General features: G+C 53.9%; 14 protein-coding genes, 1 pseudogene and 1 other annotated feature. Of the genes and pseudogenes, 6 read left to right on the top strand and 9 right to left on the bottom strand.

The window, feature by feature from the left end; genetic code table 11:
* Positions 1-343: 343 nt before the first annotated feature.
* From copA to ybaK, 3 genes are all read left to right on the top strand, one after another.
* Entirely contained in the window at positions 344-2,845 is a 2,502-nt protein-coding gene (gene copA, locus FDX11_RS16775) for a copper-exporting P-type ATPase CopA (protein WP_137398256.1), read from the top strand.
* 100 nt (positions 2,846-2,945) lie between these two features.
* On the top strand, positions 2,946-3,740 hold the full coding sequence (locus FDX11_RS16770) for a TraB/GumN family protein (RefSeq protein ID WP_042310027.1): 795 nt from the start codon (positions 2,946-2,948) through the stop codon (positions 3,738-3,740).
* A 201-nt stretch (positions 3,741-3,941) separates the two neighbouring features.
* The gene (ybaK, locus tag FDX11_RS16765) at positions 3,942-4,421 is read left to right on the top strand and encodes a Cys-tRNA(Pro)/Cys-tRNA(Cys) deacylase YbaK (protein ID WP_042310028.1); all 480 of its coding nucleotides are present in this window, start codon (positions 3,942-3,944) and stop codon (positions 4,419-4,421) included.
* A gap of 113 nt (positions 4,422-4,534) precedes the next feature.
* On the opposite strand, the gene ushA is transcribed toward ybaK, so the two are convergent.
* Positions 4,535-6,187: a bifunctional UDP-sugar hydrolase/5'-nucleotidase UshA gene (ushA, locus tag FDX11_RS16760; RefSeq protein ID WP_042310029.1), complete on the bottom strand. Its 1,653-nt coding sequence runs from the start codon at positions 6,185-6,187 to the stop codon at positions 4,535-4,537.
* Positions 6,188-6,361: 174 nt separating this feature from the next.
* On the opposite strand from ushA, the gene fsr reads away from it, so the two are divergent.
* Complete coding sequence (gene fsr / locus FDX11_RS16755) at positions 6,362-7,582, top strand: fosmidomycin MFS transporter (RefSeq protein WP_042310030.1); 1,221 nt, start codon at positions 6,362-6,364, stop codon at positions 7,580-7,582.
* A 225-nt stretch (positions 7,583-7,807) separates the two neighbouring features.
* Positions 7,808-9,487 carry a YbaL family putative K(+) efflux transporter gene (ybaL, locus tag FDX11_RS16750; protein WP_042310032.1) on the top strand — a complete coding sequence of 560 codons (1,680 nt, stop codon included), beginning with the start codon at positions 7,808-7,810 and terminating at the stop codon, positions 9,485-9,487.
* 89 nt (positions 9,488-9,576) lie between these two features.
* Here the strand turns inward: ybaL and gsk are convergent, their stop codons facing one another.
* On the bottom strand, positions 9,577-10,881 hold the full coding sequence (gsk, locus tag FDX11_RS16745) for an inosine/guanosine kinase (RefSeq protein WP_079225179.1): 1,305 nt from the start codon (positions 10,879-10,881) through the stop codon (positions 9,577-9,579).
* Positions 10,882-11,032: 151 nt separating this feature from the next.
* Here gsk and aes point away from each other — a divergent pair.
* Positions 11,033-11,970 (top strand): annotated as a pseudogene (gene aes, locus FDX11_RS16740) (acetyl esterase).
* On the opposite strand, the gene hemH reads toward aes, so the two are convergent.
* The 7 genes from hemH to apt form a co-directional block, all read right to left on the bottom strand.
* Complete coding sequence (gene hemH, locus FDX11_RS16735; protein WP_042310037.1) at positions 11,967-12,929, bottom strand: ferrochelatase; 963 nt, start codon at positions 12,927-12,929, stop codon at positions 11,967-11,969. The pseudogene aes and the gene hemH overlap by 4 nt on opposite strands.
* 181 nt (positions 12,930-13,110) lie before the next feature.
* On the bottom strand, positions 13,111-13,755 hold the full coding sequence (gene adk, locus FDX11_RS16725; RefSeq protein WP_003021773.1) for an adenylate kinase: 645 nt from the start codon (positions 13,753-13,755) through the stop codon (positions 13,111-13,113).
* A 232-nt stretch (positions 13,756-13,987) separates the two neighbouring features.
* Positions 13,988-15,862 carry a molecular chaperone HtpG gene (htpG, locus tag FDX11_RS16720; RefSeq protein WP_042310038.1) on the bottom strand — a complete coding sequence of 625 codons (1,875 nt, stop codon included), beginning with the start codon at positions 15,860-15,862 and terminating at the stop codon, positions 13,988-13,990.
* 110 nt (positions 15,863-15,972) lie between these two features.
* Entirely contained in the window at positions 15,973-16,578 is a 606-nt protein-coding gene (gene recR / locus FDX11_RS16715) for a recombination mediator RecR (RefSeq protein ID WP_003021767.1), read from the bottom strand.
* Complete coding sequence (locus tag FDX11_RS16710; RefSeq protein WP_003021764.1) at positions 16,578-16,907, bottom strand: YbaB/EbfC family nucleoid-associated protein; 330 nt, start codon at positions 16,905-16,907, stop codon at positions 16,578-16,580. The genes recR and FDX11_RS16710 overlap by 1 nt, the downstream gene beginning before the upstream one ends.
* 57 nt (positions 16,908-16,964) lie before the next feature.
* On the bottom strand, positions 16,965-18,893 hold the full coding sequence (gene dnaX, locus FDX11_RS16705; RefSeq protein ID WP_137398255.1) for a DNA polymerase III subunit gamma/tau: 1,929 nt from the start codon (positions 18,891-18,893) through the stop codon (positions 16,965-16,967).
* Positions 17,568-17,632 (bottom strand) — a sequence feature (DnaX frameshifting element). Its footprint overlaps the gene before it by 65 nt.
* Positions 18,894-19,103: 210 nt before the next feature.
* On the bottom strand, positions 19,104-19,655 hold the full coding sequence (gene apt, locus FDX11_RS16700; RefSeq protein ID WP_006685676.1) for an adenine phosphoribosyltransferase: 552 nt from the start codon (positions 19,653-19,655) through the stop codon (positions 19,104-19,106).
* Between the last annotated feature and the right edge of the window lie 74 nt (positions 19,656-19,729).

Below are 19,729 nucleotides of genomic sequence, written 5' to 3'. Positions count from 1 at the left end.
AATTGTCAACAAATGAAGCCATTAAATCGACTTATACAAAAATTAATTACATTTATTAAATCATTATGCTTACTAATACTTTAAGCTAAATAAAGAGACCTTCATCACATTTAAAAGGCCATCTGAAGAGAAATACATTCAGCATATTTAGAGGTGTCAAAATACAGTCAGCTAACCAGAAGAAAACAGCGACAATTATTTGATAAAAATCAAGAAACATTCATCAGCACGGTGAATGGCTTGAGATCCCATATACAAATGCGGATTCCGGGCTTGACCTTCCCCCAGATGGAAGGTTTACCCTTTATCACAGTCAGTAAATCCTGCAATAAAGGAGTTGGTTATGTCTCAAACAATCGATCTAACCCTGGACGGCCTGTCCTGTGGTCACTGCGTAAAACGCGTTAAAGAGAGTCTGGAACAACGCCCGGACGTTGAACAAGCGGATGTCACAGTGACTGAAGCGCACATCACCGGGAGCGCCAGTGCTGAAGCACTGATTGAAACCATCAAACAAGCCGGTTACGGCGCGGAGTTAAGCCACCCAAAGGCTAAACCGCTGACGGAGTCATCAATCCCGTCGGAAGCACTGGCAGCGGTCCCTTCCGAGCTTCCGGCAGCTACGGCTGATGATGACAGCCAACAGTTGCTGTTAAACGGCATGAGCTGCGCCAGCTGTGTAACCCGCGTACAAAATGCCCTGCAAAGCGTACCGGGCGTCACTCAGGCACGGGTAAACCTGGCGGAACGCACTGCGCTGGTAATGGGCAGTGCGTCCGCCGCAGATTTAGTGCAGGCGGTAGAAAAAGCGGGCTACGGTGCTGAAGCCATAGAAGATGATGCGAAGCGCCGCGAGCGCCAGCAGGAAACCGCCGTCGCGACCATGAAACGTTTTCGCTGGCAGGCAGCCGTCGCGCTGCTGCTGGGTATACCGGTCATGGTGTGGGGAATGATTGGCGATAACATGATGGTGAGTGACGACAACCGTAGCCTGTGGCTGGCGATTGGTCTGGCAACGCTTGCCGTGATGGTTTTCGCGGGCGGTCACTTTTACCGCAATGCGTGGAAAAGCCTGATGAATGGCACCGCGACCATGGATACGCTGGTGGCGCTGGGTACGGGGGTGGCATGGCTCTATTCCATGAGCGTCAACCTCTGGCCGCAATGGTTCCCAATGGAAGCACGACACCTTTATTATGAAGCCAGCGCGATGATTATCGGTTTGATTAACCTCGGACATATGCTGGAAGCGCGGGCTCGCCAACGCTCGTCCAAAGCGCTGGAAAAACTGCTCGATCTGACGCCACCAACCGCACGCGTCGTCACCGATGAAGGTGAAAAAAATGTGCCGCTGGCAGATGTTCAGGCAGGAATGTTGCTGCGCCTGACCACCGGCGACCGCGTTCCGGTCGATGGCGAAATCACTCAGGGCGAAGCCTGGCTGGATGAAGCCATGCTAACCGGGGAGCCGATTCCGCAACAAAAAGGCGAAGGCGATAGTGTCCACGCCGGTACGGTCGTACAGGACGGCAGCGTGCTGTTCCGCGCCAGCGCCGTAGGCAGCCATACCACGCTGTCGCGCATTATTCGCATGGTGCGCCAGGCGCAAAGCAGTAAACCGGAGATTGGCAAACTGGCTGACCGCATCTCCTCGGTATTCGTTCCGGTGGTGGTCGTTATTGCGCTGGTTAGCGCAGCTATCTGGTATTTCTTCGGACCGGCGCCACAAATTGTCTATACGCTGGTGATTGCCACCACTGTTCTGATTATTGCTTGCCCTTGTGCACTGGGCCTGGCGACGCCGATGTCGATTATTTCCGGTGTTGGTCGCGCCGCTGAGTTCGGGGTACTGGTACGCGATGCCGATGCGCTGCAGCGCGCCAGTACGCTCGATACCATTGTGTTTGATAAAACCGGGACGCTGACTGAAGGTAAGCCACAGGTTGTCGCCATCAAAACGTTTGGCAATACCGATGAAGCGCTGGCGATTCGTCTGGCTGCGGCCCTTGAACAGGGTTCCAGCCACCCGCTGGCCAGGGCGATTCTGGACAAAGCCGGTGATGTCACGCTGCCGCAGGTCAACGGGTTCCGTACGCTGCGCGGTTTGGGCGTCAGTGGTGAAACGGAAGGCCATACGCTGTTGCTGGGAAACCAGGCGCTGCTCAATGAACAGCAGGTAGATACCGCTCAAATGGAAGCTGAGATTACCGCTCAAGCCTCTCAAGGGACAACTCCAGTCCTGCTGGCGATTGACGGTAAAGCCGCGGCCCTGTTAGCAGTGCGCGATCCATTGCGTAGTGACAGCGTGGCGGCCCTGCAGCGCCTGCACCGCGCCGGGTATCGTCTGGTAATGCTCACCGGTGATAACCCGACCACGGCTAACGCCATTGCTAAAGAAGCAGGTATTGATGAGGTGATTGCGGGCGTTCTCCCGGACGGTAAAGCCGAGGCGATTAAGCGTCTGCAAAGCCAGGGACGTCAGGTTGCCATGGTTGGTGACGGTATCAACGATGCGCCTGCGCTGGCGCAGGCCGATGTAGGGATTGCCATGGGTGGCGGCAGCGATGTGGCGATTGAAACCGCCGCGATTACGCTGATGCGTCATAGCCTGATGGGCGTTGCGGATGCGCTGTCTATCTCACGGGCAACGCTGCGCAATATGAAGCAGAACCTGCTCGGCGCGTTTATCTATAACAGCATCGGTATCCCCGTTGCTGCCGGGATCCTGTGGCCGTTCACCGGAACGCTGCTCAACCCGGTGGTTGCCGGCGCGGCGATGGCGCTCTCCTCCATTACCGTGGTAAGCAACGCTAACCGTCTGCTACGCTTCAAACCGAAAGAGTAAGCCTTTGCCGGATGGCGCTATCAACCGCGCTATCCGGCAATTCACGCATTGCACCTTCCCGGACCACGCGCTAGCATGGAAGTCCACTTAGGGAGGTCGTATGGATTTGTTGTACCGGGTAAAAACATTATGGTCTGCACTGCGCGGCAACCACTATACCTGGCCCGCCATTGATATCTCTTTACCCGGCAACCGCCATTTTCATCTGATTGGCAGTATTCACATGGGTAGCCGCGATATGGCGCCTCTGCCTGCCAAATTACTCAAAAAGCTCAACCGTGCTGATGCGCTGATTGTCGAAGCCGATGTTTCCGGCGATGACGCGCCATTTGCTAATCTTCCGACCTTTGCCGCCCTGGAAGAACGCATCAGTGAAGAGCAATTAGATAATCTGCGTAAAGTCACCAACGAATTGGGCATTTCCCCTTCCCTGTTATCAACACAACCTTTGTGGCAAATAGCCATGGTATTACAGGCGACACAGGCACAACAGCTGGGGTTGCGGGCGGAATACGGGATTGATTACCAACTGCTGAAAGCGGCAAAACAAGCACACAAACCGGTGATCGAGCTGGAAGGTTCATCCAGTCAAATCGAGCTGCTATGTCAGTTACCCGATAATGGTCAGGCTCTTCTGGATGATACCCTGACGCACTGGCATACCAACGCCAGGTTGCTACAGCAAATGATGGGCTGGTGGCTTAAAACGCCGCCGCGCGATAGCGAATTGACGCTTCCTAATACTTTCAGCCAGTCGTTATATGACGTCTTGATGCATCAGCGCAATGTAGCCTGGCGCGATCGACTCAGGGCGATGCCAGCTGGCCATTATGTGGTGGCCGTAGGCGCACTGCATCTGTACGGAGAAGGTAATTTGCCGGAGATGTTACGGTAAAAAAATGGCCAATATTTCTATTGGCCCGTCAAAGAGGAATTTCATCATTATTATAATCCCGATGCTTAAAGCATCGGTGTAGGTCGATTGTCGCTCAAAGTCATCATCCTGCCAATACTATTGCGCAAGATGGTACTATTTTTTAGACCGCCATCAGGCGTATGCTTGTGTCGTATTTTGTCTGGGCCAGGAAAAATTGCTATGACACCCGCCGTTAAATTACTCGAAAAAAACAAAATTTCTTTCCAGATCCACACCTACGATCACGATCCGTCCGAAACAAACTTTGGTGATGAAGTGGTGCGCAAGTTAGGTCTGAATGCGGACCAGGTTTATAAAACGCTGCTGGTTGCCGTGAATGGCGATATGAAGCAGCTGGCCGTTGCCGTCACGCCGGTGGCGGGTCAATTGGATCTTAAAAAAGTCGCCAAAGCGTTAGGGGCCAAAAAGGTCGATATGGCCGATCCGCTGGTTGCACAGCGAACTACGGGGTATCTGGTGGGCGGTATCAGCCCGCTGGGACAGAAAAAAAGATTGCCGACGCTAATTGACGCCCCCGCCCAGACGTTTGACACCATTTATGTATCCGGTGGCAAACGCGGGCTGGATATCGAACTGGCAGCGGGCGATCTGGCGAAAATTCTGGATGCGAAATTCGCCGACATCGCACGCCGTGATTAAGCGGTTGTAGAATGAATGCCTGATGGCGCGCAGCTTTAAGGCCTACAACCGAAGACTCTTACAGTCAGCAGGCCGGATAGGGTGCCAGCACCGCCATCCGGCACTTCGCCCTGTTACTGCCAGCTCACCTCGCCCTTCGGCTCATACGCACTGGCATCCAACGGTGAGTTTTTCTGCACGTACTCTTTCAGCACTTCCGCATCGATAAACCCGGTATTCACATAACCTGGCTTGTTATCAATTCGCGGATAGCCATCGCCGCCGGTGGCATTGAAACTCAGCGTTGCCATACGATAGGTTTTAGACGGGTCAACCGGTTCGCCTTTGATTTTCAGATCGTTAAGTTTACCGTCTTTCGCCACAAAGCTGACGTTGGCAAACTGCGGATAGGCCCCGGAGTCCGGCTTCATTTGCGCCACGGCGGTCAGATAGTCAATCACCTCTTTCCCGCTCATGTCGGCATACACCACAATATTGCCGAACGGCTGCACCTTCAGCACGCTCTTATAGGTAATATCGCCGCCTTCAATGGAATCACGAATACCGCCACCGCTCATCACGCCAAAGTCAGCGCTGGTCCGCGCCATTTGCGCAGCCAACAGCAGGTGCCCCATATTGGTCTGTACAAAACGAACTTTGCTACGGTCACCTTCGAGGCGCGCATTGACGCTGCCAATCTTCACGTCCAGTTGCGCTTTACCTTTATTCTGGAATGGCGTCAGCAGCGAGAGCATTTGCTGATTCTCAGCAATTTCCGGGGTGTAGAGTACGCGCTCACTTTTCCCGTTGTCCCAGGTCACTTTTTTCTTCAGGTTGACGGGGATAAGCTGGTAGTTAACCATTTTCATTTCGCCGTTACGGAACTCAAAGTCCGCCCGGCCCACGTATTTCCCCCACTCATGCGCTTGCACAATCCAGATGCCATTTTGCTTATCTGGCGCGCACGGCGTACCCGGTACGTAATCAACCTGCTTCTTGTTTTCCGAGGCCATACACACCGGATCCTGTGAGTGACCACCCACAATCATCGCCAGCGAACCCGCCGGCAGGCTACGCGCCATTTCTACGTCGCCAGGCGCGTTCGAGCCGTGATTGCCGTTGTCATAATGACCCATATGGGTGGTCGCAATAATGATGTCTGGCTTTTCACCCATATTCAGTTCCTGGATGACCAGTTTGGCTTCATCGGCAGGTTTACGGAATTCGATATCGGTAAAGAACTCCGGATTACCAATTTTCGCCGTATCGTCAGTGGTTAAACCAAGTACGGCAATTTTTAAATCCTGACGCTTAAAGATGGCCCACGGCTTGAATAAACGTTCGCCCGTGCTTTTCTGGTAGATATTGGCTGAGAGAAACGGGAATTTGGACCATTTTTCCTGCTGGCGCAGCACGGTTAGCGGGTTATCAAATTCGTGATTGCCAACCGCCATCGCGTCATAGCCAATCAGGTTCATGCCGCGAAAATCAGGTTCCGCATCCTGAAGATCGGATTCTGGGACGCCGGTGTTAATATCGCCGCCGGAAAGCAGCAGTACGCTTCCCCCTTCTTCCGCCACCTCTTTACGAATACCATCCACCAGCGTTTTTTGCGCCGCCAGCCCATATTCCCCATATTCGCTGCGCCAGAAGTGACCGTGATGATCGTTGGTATGCAGAATGGTAATTTTGTAGGTTTTATCTTTTTCGTACGCCTGCGCAGGCTGAGCTGCCAGCGCAAATGCGGCGAATAACGCCAGCGCCACGCCCCGTTTTAAAAACTTCATATTTCTCTCCCTGAGCCAAAATCAACGACTGAAATTACAATGATATGAAATAATAGTCGAAAATGTTTTCAGAAATGAGACTTCCTTCAAACACCTTCCGCAGGTATGTTAGTCAGGTAATAATAACAAAATAGACTACCCTCATAATCGCAACCCAAACAGAAGTGACTTTCTATGGCAATAAGTGAACCAACCCCGCCAGTGGCTGGCGCGTCAGCGTCGGTTGCTAAAGCGCGCACCTCATTTGGCATTTTAGGGGCGATCAGTCTCTCTCATCTGCTAAACGATATGATCCAGTCGCTGATCCTGGCGATTTATCCGCTATTGCAGTCAGAGTTCTCGCTGACGTTTATGCAGATCGGGATGATTACGCTAACCTTCCAGCTCGCCTCCTCGCTGCTTCAGCCGGTTGTCGGCTACTGGACGGACAAATATCCGATGCCGTGGTCGCTGCCCATTGGTATGTGCTTCACGCTAAGCGGGCTAGTGCTGCTGGCCATGGCAGGCAGTTTCCATATGGTATTACTCGCGGCGGCGCTGGTCGGTACGGGCTCATCGGTGTTTCACCCAGAGTCATCCCGCGTGGCGCGTATGGCTTCCGGCGGTCGTCATGGCCTCGCCCAGTCAATTTTCCAGGTTGGCGGCAACTTCGGCAGCTCTCTCGGGCCCTTGCTGGCGGCTGTCATCATCGCGCCATATGGTAAAGGTAATGTGGCCTGGTTTGTTCTGGCCGCGTTATTAGCGATTGTGGTTCTGGCACAAATCAGTCGTTGGTATGCCGCGCAGCATCGGATGAGCAAAGGAAAACCGAAAGTCACGATCGTTAATCCATTACCGCGTAATAAAGTGGTACTGGCGGTTAGCATTCTGCTGGTGCTGATTTTCTCCAAATACTTCTATATGGCGAGTATCAGCAGCTATTACACCTTTTATCTGATGCAAAAATTCGGATTATCGGTACAAAACGCCCAGTTTCACCTGTTTGCCTTCCTGTTTGCCGTTGCGGCCGGGACCGTAATTGGTGGACCGTTAGGTGATAAGATTGGCAGAAAATATGTTATTTGGGGCTCTATCCTCGGTGTAGCGCCATTTACCCTTGTTTTACCCTATGCAACGCTGGAATGGACCGGGATTTTAACCGTGATCATTGGTTTTATCCTCGCATCTGCCTTTTCTGCCATTCTGGTCTATGCACAGGAGCTGCTTCCGGGTCGTATCGGCATGGTTTCTGGGCTATTTTTCGGGTTTGCCTTTGGCATGGGCGGCTTGGGAGCCGCGGTATTAGGGCTGATTGCTGACCATACCAGTATTGATTTGGTCTATAAAATATGTGCTTTCCTGCCACTTCTGGGGATACTCACTATATTCTTACCTGATAACCGACATAAAGCCTGATTTTCTGACGGCCAAAAGTAAACTTTGGCCGTCTTCAGTTACAGAGACCATCAGCCTTTACTCCCCGCATACCCCTGTAGTTTTCCGATCCGTGCTTTTTTACGCCTAAAATCCCGTTTTCATCAAAATTCAATAATTATTCATAAACATAAACATTAAAATTGTCATAAACTATTACTCGGAATTTAGGTTTTCAGGATCATCACAGCAACCAAAGGAGACGGAATGCATCACGCCACCCCGCTTATCACCACCATTGTCGGCGGCCTTGTGCTCGCTTTTATATTAGGCATGATTGCCAATAAACTACGTATTTCTCCTCTGGTGGGATATCTGTTAGCGGGCGTTCTGGCCGGTCCATTTACACCTGGTTTTGTTGCTGATACCAAACTCGCGCCTGAACTGGCGGAGCTTGGCGTAATCCTGCTGATGTTCGGCGTGGGGCTGCACTTTTCCTTGAAGGATTTGATGGCGGTAAAGTCCATCGCCATTCCCGGCGCGATTGCCCAGATAGCTGTGGCGACGCTACTGGGTATGGCGCTTTCAGCGGTGATGGGCTGGTCGCTAATGGTGGGTATCGTCTTTGGACTGTGTCTTTCAACCGCCAGTACCGTAGTGCTACTGCGTGCGCTTGAAGAACGGCAGCTTATTGACAGCCAGCGCGGGCAAATCGCTATAGGCTGGCTGATTGTTGAAGATCTGATGATGGTGCTGACGCTGGTTCTCCTGCCCGCCGTCGCCGGAATGCTGGAAAAAGAAGATGTCGGCTTTGCCTCGCTGGCCGTCGATATGGGCATTACCATCGGTAAAGTGGTGGCGTTTATCGCCATTATGATGCTGGTTGGCCGTCGCCTGGTGCCGTGGATCATGGCGCGTAGCGCCGCCACCGGTTCACGAGAGCTGTTTACTCTGTCAGTCCTTGCCCTGGCATTAGGTATCGCGTTTGGCGCAGTGGAATTATTCGATGTCTCCTTTGCTCTGGGCGCGTTCTTTGCTGGCATGGTGCTGAATGAATCCGAACTGAGCCACCGTGCGGCGCATGACACCCTGCCGCTGCGCGATGCGTTCGCCGTATTGTTCTTTGTATCTGTTGGTATGCTGTTTGATCCGTTAATTTTGATCCAGCAGCCGCTGGCGGTACTGGGTACGCTGGCGATTATCGTCTTTGGTAAATCCGTTGCCGCCTATTTCCTCGTGCGCCTGTTTGGTCACTCCCAACGTACAGCGCTCACCATTGCCACCAGCCTGGCGCAGATTGGTGAGTTTGCCTTCATCCTGGCGGGTCTGGGAATGGCGCTAAACCTGCTACCGCAGGCCGGGCAAAATCTGGTGCTGGCGGGGGCTATTCTGTCCATTATGCTCAATCCGGTACTGTTCGCGGTGTTAGAAAAATATCTCGCGAAAACCGAAACGCTGGAAGAACAGACGCTGGAAGAAGCCATCGAAGAAGAGAAACAAATTCCGGTGGATATCTGCAATCACGCCCTGCTGGTAGGCTTTGGCCGCGTCGGCAGTCTGCTGGGTGAAAAATTGATGGCTGCCGGGATTCCGCTGGTGGTTATCGAAACCTCACGTACGCGGGTGGATGAACTGCGTGAGCGCGGGATCCGCGCGGTGCTGGGAAATGCCGCCAACGAAGAGATTATGAATCTGGCGCATCTGGATTGCGCACGCTGGCTGCTACTGACGATTCCAAATGGCTATGAAGCCGGTGAAATCGTCGCTTCCGCTCGCGAAAAGTGCCCGTCGATTGAGATTATCGCCCGCGCGCATTATGACGATGAAGTGGAATATATTACCGACCGCGGTGCCAATCAGGTCGTCATGGGCGAGCGTGAAATCGCCCGCACTATGCTGGAGCTGATTGAAACGCCACCTGCCGGTGACGTTGCTACTGCCAGTTAATATTACGTGCCGGATGGCGCTACGCCATCCGACCTACGTATTCCCACACCAGAGTAGGCCCGATAAGCGCAGCACCATCGGGCAAGAACTCAGCGGTCCCAGTACGACTCTTCGAGACTATCTTCACGTTCTGGCAAACCGCGCGTCAGGCGTGGTGAATGTTGATTCAGCACCTGATAACTCACGCGATTAGCATATTTACACACCTGGGCTAACGATGAATAGGTCAGCCAGGTGAACTTGTGCTTGCTGGAGTTAGGCACGTTGCTGCGGTGGTAGCTGTTGGCGGTAATATCATGCAGCAATGCCGCCAGCGCACCGTCGCCAGCGCCGTTGGTGTTCATGATCTTTTCAGGCCCGCCCATATACGGTGCGATGTGCGAATACACGCGTAGCGGATTAGTACAGTCTTTATGGCGCATGGCGCGGCTGAATTCGTACTGGTTGAATTCGGCAATAGCCCCCGGCAGCAGCGGATGTTGAGTTTTACGTTTGGCTTCTTCTTCCGTAAAGCCCGCCATATACAGACCCGCCGGACCCGCAGTGCACAGCACCAGATCCACCCAATCCAGCGCTTTGTCGGACGCCAGCAGCGGATCGCTCTCGCCGGTCAGCGCTTCGGCCTCTTCTTCATTCATCGCCAGAATGGAGACATGCTCTTTCAGGAATGCCTGCCACCACTGCGGGTTATCGGCAATAACAAATTTGGTACCCAGCGTCAGAACCACCGGCACATTGTGTTTTTTGGCATATTCAATCGCCTTCATGGTCGCTTCCGGCATCGGCTCGCCCGGTTCGCAACGCACCAGATAGGAGGTCAGCACCAGCGCGGAGGCCCCGGCAATAACCGCCTCAGGGATGCTATCCGCCCGCAGCTTATTCATATGTCCGGGGCTGATAGCGAACGTGCGCTCACCGGATTCGCCAATCAGCGTAAAGCAGCGACCAATCGGTCCATTAACGCCCTGCAGGTAGTTCAGATCGGTACGGCTGGAGGTATTACATAAATAACGGTACGCGTAGCTACCAATCTCGATATTGCTGCACATCACACCCAACAGTACCGAGCGGTCATCCGCCAGCACGGAGTAGTTGTGCATCGTGTTACCGATAGTCCCACCGGCAAACTGATGGGTGATCAAATTGTCACGTACCAGCTCCTGGTAGAGCGCTTCGGCAACATCGTCTGCAATCACCAGAGAGTGCCCGGCGCTTAATCCATAACGTTTTACAAAGTCATCATCAACTTTGGCTTCAATATCTACCAGCGTCTGGTCGATACCCACCACCCAGGCTGCGCTGGTTTCATTTTCAGGCTGAATCTGTTGCAGCAATGGATCGCGCGCGCTGACAGGAAAATAGTGTTTGGATTTACGTTTACCGGGAAATTTCATGGTCGATTTTACGGGTGATTAGCTGAGCGGTGCATGGTAGCACATTCCCTGCTTTGCATGCGATGCGGCGCTGAGTTTCAATATCGGACGGTGGGATCGCAGTTTATACGGGGGTAATTTCTACAATAAATCACCTTCACAAGGAGCGTTTATGAAGCCGGAAAATAAGATCCCCGTACTCGACAGAATTTCAGACGAAATGAAAACCGTGGTGAATTTTCGCCCGCCGCCGATGACATCGTGGCCCAACGCCAACACTATATCCACGAACGACAATTGTGGAATGCCGATGCCCCGCAGATGAACACCCGGGAATGCGTCATTTCTACCGCGCGCGGCCCCGTTGCCACGCGAATTTATTCTCCGCAACCCCATAGCCAGGCCACGATGTATTATCTGCACGGCGGCGGTTTCATTCTTGGTAATCTGGATACTCACGATCGCATTATGCGCTTACTGGCGCTTTACACGCAGTGCACGGTAATTGGCATCGACTATTCGCTCTCGCCGGAGGCTCGTTTCCCGCAAGCCATCGAGGAGATTGTCGCCGTCTGTCAGTATTATCACCAGCACGCGGGCGACTATTCTCTGAATGTGGATCATATTGGTTTTGCCGGTGATTCCGCTGGCGCGATGCTGGCGCTTGCCAGCGCGTTGTGGCTGCGGGACAAACAGATTGCCTGCGGCAAAGTCGCAGGCGTACTGCTGTGGTATGGACTTTACGGCCTGCAGGATTCGCCCAGCCGACGGCTGATGGGCGGAGCATGGGATGGTTTATCGCGGGAGGATCTGCAGATGTACGAAAACGCGTACCTGCGTAGCGCCGACGATCGCGAGTCGCCGTATTATTGCTTATTCAATAACGACCTGACGCGCGACGTGCCGCCATGTTTTATCGCCGGCGCGGAGTTCGATCCGTTGATTGACGACAGCCGCTTATTATTTCAGACGTTACAGACGCATCAGCAGCCCTGCCAGTACAAAATGTACCCCGGCGCGCTGCACGCCTTCCTGCACTACTCGCGGATGATGAAAACCGCCGACGATGCGTTGCGGGAGGGCGCGCGTTACTTCAAAGCACAACTTTAACGATAGGCAGCGGTCAGTTTGACCATCATTTCAATATGTTCCGGTGCGGCATTCAGCGCCGGAATATACTCATATTGCTGGCCGCCAGCCTCGAGGAAAATCTCCCGGTTTTGCACCGCGATCTCTTCCAGCGTTTCAAGGCAATCTGCCGCAAAGCCCGGACACATAACCTGGATATGTCGGGTCCCTTTCTCCGCCAGCATTTTTAACGTTTCGTCGGTATACGGCGTCAGCCACGGTTCGCGACCAAAACGCGACTGGAAGGTCATCATCACTTTTTCCGGCGGCAGGCCAAGCGCAGAGACCAGCTCACGTGTCGTATCGCGACAGCGCTGAGGGTAGTCATCGCCTTCGTCGGCGTAACGTTGTGGAATCCCATGGTAGGAGAGCAGCAGTAAATCGGGTTCGCCGTGTTTGGCGAAGGAGTCACGGGCACTTTTTGCCAGCGCGTCAATATAGGCACTGTCATCGGCGTAATCACGAATAAAAGAGACGCCGGGAATACTGCGTTTACGCGCCAGGATACGCGCGAGCTCATCCCACACCGCAGCCACCGTCGAACAGGAATATTGCGGGTACAGCGGTAACACGACAATGTGTTCAACGCCACTTGCCAACAGTTCGTCGACTGCGCACTCAAGCGAAGGCGAGCCGTAGCTCATGCCCAACGCAACAGGCGTATTGGGCAGGCGTTGTGCCAGCGCCTGCTGTTGTGCCTTGCTGTAGACCATCAGCGGCGAACCGTCTTCCATCCAGATTGACTGGTACAGCTTTGCCACGCGTGGCGCACGCAGCGGCAGGATCACCCCACGCAGCAACGGCCACCACAGCAGGCGGGAAGTATCGACTACACGTTGATCGCTTAAAAACTGGCGCAGGTAGCGTTTAACAGCTTCAGGAGTGGGGGCATCGGGGGTGCCGAGGTTTGCCAGCAGGATACCGGTTTTCGTCTGACGCATTACCGCCTCTTATCGATTCAAATTGTTGATAATTGTAGCGGAAAAGTGATGAAGAAGAACTAATTGCTGCGAGAGGTAAGACATGAATTTGCCTGATGGCGCTGCGCTTATCTGGCCTACAAAAAAATCATAGGCCGAATAAGGTGTTTACACCGCCATCCGGCATTGACTGCGCTAAAACTTAACCGAGGATTTTTTCCAGCGCTGCGCGCACGTCAGCCACGGCCTGAGTGCCGTCAACTTTCGCGTATTTGGTGTTACCCGCCTGCGCTTCTTTAGAGTAGTAGCCGATCAGCGGCGCGGTCATCTGATGGTATTCCACCAGGCGCTTACGCACGGTCTCTTCCTGATCGTCTTTACGGGTAGTCAGTTCTTCGCCAGTCACGTCGTCTTTACCTTCAACCTTAGGCGGGTTGAATTTGATGTGGTAAACGCGGCCAGAAGCAGCGTGTACGCGACGGCCCACGATACGGTCAACGATCAGCTCGTCAGGTACGTCAAACTCCAGAACGTAGTCCACGTTGATACCTGCTTCTTTCATGGCGTCAGCCTGCGGAATAGTGCGCGGGAAGCCATCCAGCAGGAAACCATTACGGCAGTCTTCCTGAGCAATACGCTCTTTTACCAGCGCGATCACCAGCTCATCAGTCACCAGCTTACCGGCGTCCATGATGTCTTTCGCTTGTTTGCCCAGCTCGGAGCCAGATTTCACGGCGGCACGCAGCATATCACCGGTGGAGATTTGCGGAATACCATACTTCTCCATGATGAACTGAGCCTGAGTTCCTTTACCCGCGCCCGGAGCGCCAAGCAGAATGATACGCATTACGAAAATCCCCTTAAAGGTTGTCGATATTTTTTAAAAAGCGCTAAACGATACCACCATCACGCAATTGGCTCAAGGAAGACGCCCGACGCTGAAACGGTTAATGGAGGGAAAATTGAAAATAAGGAGTGAAATTGCCGGATGGCGGTGTAAACACCTCATCCGGCCTACAATATCTTTTTAATCGTAGGCCGGATAAGCGTTAGCGCCATCCGGCATTAGATGATGGCGATCAGGACACCAGCAGCTGGTTCATACGACGGATGAACTGGTTAGGATCTTCCAGCGTGCCGCGTTCGGCGAAGAGAGCCTGATCCAGCAGCAGTTCAACCCACTCTTTAAACTGCGTTTCGTCCTGGGTATCCGCCGTGCGTTTTACCAGCACGTGGTCCGGGTTAAGTTCAAAGATATATTTCACGTCCGGTACGGTCTGACCTGCAGCAGCGAACAGTTTCGCCATCTGGGTGCTCATTTCGTCCGCATCGGTGGTGACGATGGCCGGCGTGTCAGTCAGACGGTGGGTCAGACGCACTTCTTTGACGCGATCGCCCAGCAAGGTTTTCACGCGTTCAACGAACGGCGTCAGCGCTTTTTCCGCTTCTTTCGCGCTCTCGTCCACTTCATCCGCCAGTTTATCGATGGACTCGTCGGCTTTCGCAACGGACTGGAACGGCTTGCCGTCGAACTCGGTCAGGTAGTTCATCATCCACTCATCGATGCGGTCAGAAAGCAGCAGGACTTCAATGCCTTTCTTACGCAGCAGTTCCAGGTGCGGGCTGCTCTTCGCCGCCGCATAGCTGTCCGCAGTGATGTAGTAGATTTTCTCCTGCCCTTCTTTCATGCGGGAGATATAGTCTTCCAGCGACACGGTCTGTGCGGAGGAGTCTGTGTGCGTAGACGCGAAGCGCATCAGCTTAGCGATAGTTTCCTGATTGGCGTGGTCTTCCGCCGGACCTTCTTTCAGCACCAGGCCGAACTGTTTCCAGAAGGTCTGGTATTTTTCGGCGTCATCTTTCGCCAGTTTTTCCAGCATCTGCAACACGCGTTTGGTCAGCGCGCTGCGCAGGTTACGGGTGACGGTGCTGTCCTGCAGGATCTCGCGGGAAACGTTCAGCGGCAGATCGTTGGAATCTATCAGACCGCGCACAAAGCGCAGATAGTTCGGCATAAACTGCTCGGCGTCGTCCATGATGAACACACGCTGAACGTACAGTTTCAGACCATGCTTGTGATCGCGGTTCCACATATCCCACGGCGCCTGCGACGGGATGTACAGCAGGCTGGTGTACTCCTGCTTACCTTCCACACGGTTGTGGCTCCAGGTCAGCGGGTCAGTAAAGTCGTGGGCGATATGCTTGTAGAATTCGTTGTACTCGTCGTCTTTGATTTCCGACTTGTTACGCGTCCACAGCGCCTGCGCCTTGTTGATCTTTTCCCAGGAAACCACGGTCTCGCCGTCTTTCTCTTCGGATTTTTCGATCTCTACCGGCAGCGCGATATGGTCGGAATATTTGCTGATGATGGAACGTACGCGCCAGTCATCCAGGAACTCGTCTTCACCTTCGCGCAGATGCAAAGTGATTTCGGTGCCGCGATCGTCTTTGGTGATATCGGCAACGGTGTACTCGCCTTCACCCGCAGATTCCCAGAACACGCCGTTCTCAGGCTTGTCGCCCGCCGCGCGGGTACGTACGGTCACTTTATCAGCCACGATAAACGCCGAGTAGAAGCCAACCCCGAACTGACCGATCAACTGGCTGTCTTTCGCCTGATCGGAACCCATGGATTCGAGGAAAGATTTGGTACCGGATTTCGCAATGGTCCCCAGATGATCGATGACGTCATCACGGTTCATCCCCACGCCGTTATCAGCAATGGTCAACGTACGCTTATCTTTATCGAAGGAAACACGCACGCGCAGTTCACCGTCACCCTCGTACAGATCCGGGTTAGACAGTGCACGGAAACGCAGCTTGTCTGCTGCATCTGAGGCGTTAGAGATAAGCTCACGCAGGAAGATTTCTTTATTGGAATACAGAGAATGGATCATCAGGTGCAGAAGCTGTTTTACTTCTGACTGAAAACCACGAGTTTCTTGTCCTTTCATGTAGATCTACCTCAACAATGCCATTTTCAATGGTAAAAACACGTTGAGGGTGAAATGGGGACAGGTGGGAAAGATTTCAAGCGGAAGCCGCCGTCGCGGCCTCCGTTTGTTCAGAATTTAATCTTGTGACGCCCAGCCAGAGAGTGCGACAGCGTGGTGCCGTCGACCATTTCCAGCTCGCCGCCGACCGGTACGCCATGGGCGATACGGCTGGCTTCAACGCCATACTGCATGCAAAGCTCAGCAATATAGTTGGCGGTCGCCTCTCCTTCGACCGTGGGATTGGTCGCGAGGATCAGTTCGTTGATTTGCTCAGACGCCAGTCGCTGTTCAAGGCGATCCAGCCCGATATCATCAGGGCCAATACCGTCCAGCGGTGACAGGTGCCCCATCAGCACGAAGTAACGTCCAGAAAATTGGCCGGTTTGCTCAATGGCATAGATGTCAGCCGGACTCTCCACCACGCAAATTTGACCATTTTCCTGACGACGCGGGTTCGAACAGATGTTACAGACGTCCTGCTCTGTGAAGGTGCGGCAATCGGCACAGTGGCCGATTTCCGACATCGCCTTCGTTAACGCCTGCGCCAGACGCATCCCGCCGCTGCGATCGCGCTGAAGTAGCGTGAACGCCATGCGCTGCGCAGACTTCGGGCCAACGCCCGGCAGACAGCGCAGTGCTTCCATAAGCTGAGTTAACAGCGGGCTGGTTTGCATCAGAACGGCATCTTAAAGCCAGGCGGCAGCTGCATTCCGGAAGAAACAGAAGCCATCTTCTCTTTCTGCGTCTCTTCAATGCGACGCGCCGCGTCGTTGAATGCCGCAGCAACCAGGTCTTCCAGCATCTCTTTGTCGTCTTCCAGCAGGCTTGGATCGATCTCCACGCGACGGCAGTTGTGCGCGCCGTTGATAGTCACTTTTACCAGACCCGCGCCAGATTCGCCGGTCACTTCCAGCTTGGCGACTTCTTCCTGCATCTGCTGCATTTTTTCCTGCATCTGCTGGGCCTGTTTCATCAGGTTACCCAGACCGCCTTTACCAAACATAGGCTTCTCTCTCAATCACGTTAAGGGATGACGACCGTCCAACCATCAGGCTGACGATCAAATGGGGCGAATACTCTCTTCGTCCAGGTCTGCATCGAAAAAACGACGCAACGTCTGAATGTTATTATCCGCAATAATCGACTCACGCGCCTGCGCGAGTTTCTCTTCATAAATGGCCTGACGCCACTCCAGCGGCGTGCGCACCGCTGGATTATCATCTTCAACGATGGTCAATTCAACCGTTGACCCCGTTAAGGTACTCAATGCTTCGGCCAGTTTTTGCTGCGCGCCGCTGAAATTAAGGTGCCGTTGTGTGGAACGCAGGTGCAGGCAAACCACGTTGCCATTCTCTTCTTTCCAGGCATTAAGCGCCACCTGCTCCACCAGTTTAGGCAGCGAAAGCTGGCTCACCTGAGCAGCCCAGGGATCGCGCTCAATGGCTTCTGCCGCCAGTTTTGCCGCCAGTTCCGGCGTTTTTTCATGCTCAAGCGCTTTTTTCAGCGCTTTCGGCGTGGCAACGACTTCTTTGACTTCGGCTACGGGATTGGTCGTTTTCCAGCGATACGCTTCCTTCTTCGCTGGCGCTTTTTCCAGCGCAGAAACTGCAGGGCGCGCCTGAACGCGTTCCGACACCGAAGCCAGTCTTTCCAGCGCAGCATTATTCACCGGCCGCGCGCGGGAAGCGGCTGCCGGTTCACTCTTTTTTGGTTTGGTTGCTCCCTGAGCGCGTTGCAGTTGGCTGCGCGCCGCCAGCACCTGGCTGGTGGCATCAGAGAGCGGCACATTCTGTTGCTGCTGAGCTGGCGCAGGCTGCTGTGATATCTGCGTCGGGGTCATCACCGCAGTGGGCGCGACGGGGGCAAACGACTGGCGTGGGACTTCAGGCTCCGGCAGCGGCATGCGCGGATGAAAAGCCAGCGCACGCAGTAGCGTCATTTCGACACCCATTCGTCTGTCTGGTGCATACGGCAGTTCTTTGCGCCCAATTAATAGGGTTTGATAGTAAAGCTGTATATCGGTTGGCGGGACGATTCGCGCCAGTTCGCGCATACGCTGTTCAATGGCGGCCATATCGCTGCCGAGCGCAGCGGGCGAAAGTTGTACCATAGCAATGCGATGCAGCAAAGCCGACATCTCAACCAGCAGCGCTTCCCATTCAATACCCCGTGCGGCGGCATCGTTCACCAACGTCATAACGCGTTCGCCGTCAGCCGCGACAACCGCTTCAACAAGCGAGAGTGCCTGGTCATCGTCCAATGTTCCGAGCATGGTGCTCACTGCGTCGGTCGACACCTGACCATCGCCGCTGGCAATCGCCTGATCGGTCAGACTTAGCGCATCGCGCAGGCTGCCGTCCGCGGCGCGGGCCAGCAGTTGCAACGCGCGTGGCTCATGGGCGATATGCTCTTCTTTGAGGATATGCTCAAGCTGATGGCGAATTTGTTCAACATCCAACGCTTTAAGATGGAATTGCAGACAGCGCGACAGGATAGTCACCGGCAGCTTCTGCGGATCGGTAGTCGCCAGCAGGAATTTAACGTGCGCAGGCGGCTCTTCGAGTGTTTTCAGTAAGGCGTTAAAGCTGTGGCGCGACAGCATGTGCACTTCGTCGATCAAATAGACCTTGAAGCGACCGCGGGCGGGCGCGTACTGAACGTTATCCAGCAGATCGCGGGTGTCTTCGACTTTGGTGCGTGAGGCGGCATCGATTTCAATCAGATCGACAAAACGCCCCTGCTCGATTTCACGGCAGTTATCGCACACGCCGCACGGCGTGGCGGTGATGCCGGTTTCACAGTTTAGTCCCTTCGCCAGCAAACGGGCGATAGAGGTTTTCCCGACGCCACGGGTGCCGGAAAACAGATAAGCATGATGAATACGCCCTAACGACAAGCCGTTCGCCAGTGCCGTCAGCACATGTTCCTGGCCGACGACGTCAGCAAAGGTTTGGGGGCGCCATTTTCGGGCTAAGACCTGATAACTCATTGGCAGGCTCTGAAAGGCTGGAGGGTGGATTCACAGGAGGATAATGCTAACACAACCTCGCAGCGACGGCGAGGTTGACACGTTATATTCGGGCGTTATCGTTGCAGTCAGTTTGGTTTCGGGCAGCGCACAGAAACCGGAGCGTACACGCAGTACGTGAGGATTTCGAGCACTGACCGGGGCCAAAATGGCAAAAAAGATAGCCCTAAATTAGTGGCCCGGGAACGGAACCAGGCTATAACAGGTCAGCCCCTGTTTTTCCAGGCGCTGTTCGCCGCCCAGGTCAAACAGGTTAATGATAAAAGCAGCATCGGTCACTTCGCCACCCAGACGGCGGATCAGTTTCACGGTGGCTTCAATCGTGCCGCCGGTTGCCAGCAGGTCGTCCACAACCAGTACCTTATCGCCCGGTTTGATGGCATCAACGTGGATTTCCAGCTGATCGGTGCCGTATTCCAGCTCATAGCTCTCGGCGATCACTTCACGCGGAAGCTTGCGGGGTTTACGTACCGGAACAAAGCCGACGCCCAGACCCAATGCTACCGGCGCGCCAAACAGGAAGCCACGCGCTTCGGTGCCAACCACTTTAGTGATACCCGCATTTTTGTAGCGTTCAACCAGCAATTCAATGCTGAGGGCGTAGGCTTTCGGGTCTTCCAGTAAGCTGGTGACATCGCGAAAAAGAATGCCCGGTTTCGGGTAGTCGTGGATGCTTTTGATGCTATTTTTGAGAAACTCAAGCTGCTGTGCAGTCGCGGTCATAAGTTTGTGCCTGATTAATTCGGTATTACTTCACGGCGCACTATACACTTCATCCTCGACGTGTCTTGAATGAT

It is taken from the genome of Citrobacter sp. wls714, from assembly GCF_005281025.1.
Classification (GTDB): Bacteria; Pseudomonadota; Gammaproteobacteria; order Enterobacterales; family Enterobacteriaceae; genus Citrobacter; species Citrobacter werkmanii.
This window is presented reverse-complemented; position numbering and strand designations above follow the sequence as displayed.

What these genes read in the sequence shown, in the direction of transcription:
- htpG (WP_042310038.1), bottom strand. Translation starts at nt 15,862, where the DNA reads ATGAAAGGACAAGAAACTCGTGGTTTTCAGTCAGAAGTAAAACAGCTT.
- dnaX (WP_137398255.1), bottom strand. Translation starts at nt 18,893, where the DNA reads ATGAGTTATCAGGTCTTAGCCCGAAAATGGCGCCCCCAAACCTTTGCT.
- ybaK (WP_042310028.1), top strand. Translation starts at nt 3,942, where the DNA reads ATGACACCCGCCGTTAAATTACTCGAAAAAAACAAAATTTCTTTCCAG.
- adk (WP_003021773.1), bottom strand. Translation starts at nt 13,755, where the DNA reads ATGCGTATCATTCTGCTTGGCGCTCCGGGCGCGGGTAAAGGAACTCAG.
- ybaL (WP_042310032.1), top strand. Translation starts at nt 7,808, where the DNA reads ATGCATCACGCCACCCCGCTTATCACCACCATTGTCGGCGGCCTTGTG.
- FDX11_RS16770 (WP_042310027.1), top strand. Translation starts at nt 2,946, where the DNA reads ATGGATTTGTTGTACCGGGTAAAAACATTATGGTCTGCACTGCGCGGC.
- copA (WP_137398256.1), top strand. Translation starts at nt 344, where the DNA reads ATGTCTCAAACAATCGATCTAACCCTGGACGGCCTGTCCTGTGGTCAC.
- recR (WP_003021767.1), bottom strand. Translation starts at nt 16,578, where the DNA reads ATGCAAACCAGCCCGCTGTTAACTCAGCTTATGGAAGCACTGCGCTGT.
- apt (WP_006685676.1), bottom strand. Translation starts at nt 19,655, where the DNA reads ATGACCGCGACTGCACAGCAGCTTGAGTTTCTCAAAAATAGCATCAAA.
- gsk (WP_079225179.1), bottom strand. Translation starts at nt 10,881, where the DNA reads ATGAAATTTCCCGGTAAACGTAAATCCAAACACTATTTTCCTGTCAGC.
- ushA (WP_042310029.1), bottom strand. Translation starts at nt 6,187, where the DNA reads ATGAAGTTTTTAAAACGGGGCGTGGCGCTGGCGTTATTCGCCGCATTT.
- FDX11_RS16710 (WP_003021764.1), bottom strand. Translation starts at nt 16,907, where the DNA reads ATGTTTGGTAAAGGCGGTCTGGGTAACCTGATGAAACAGGCCCAGCAG.
- hemH (WP_042310037.1), bottom strand. Translation starts at nt 12,929, where the DNA reads ATGCGTCAGACGAAAACCGGTATCCTGCTGGCAAACCTCGGCACCCCC.
- fsr (WP_042310030.1), top strand. Translation starts at nt 6,362, where the DNA reads ATGGCAATAAGTGAACCAACCCCGCCAGTGGCTGGCGCGTCAGCGTCG.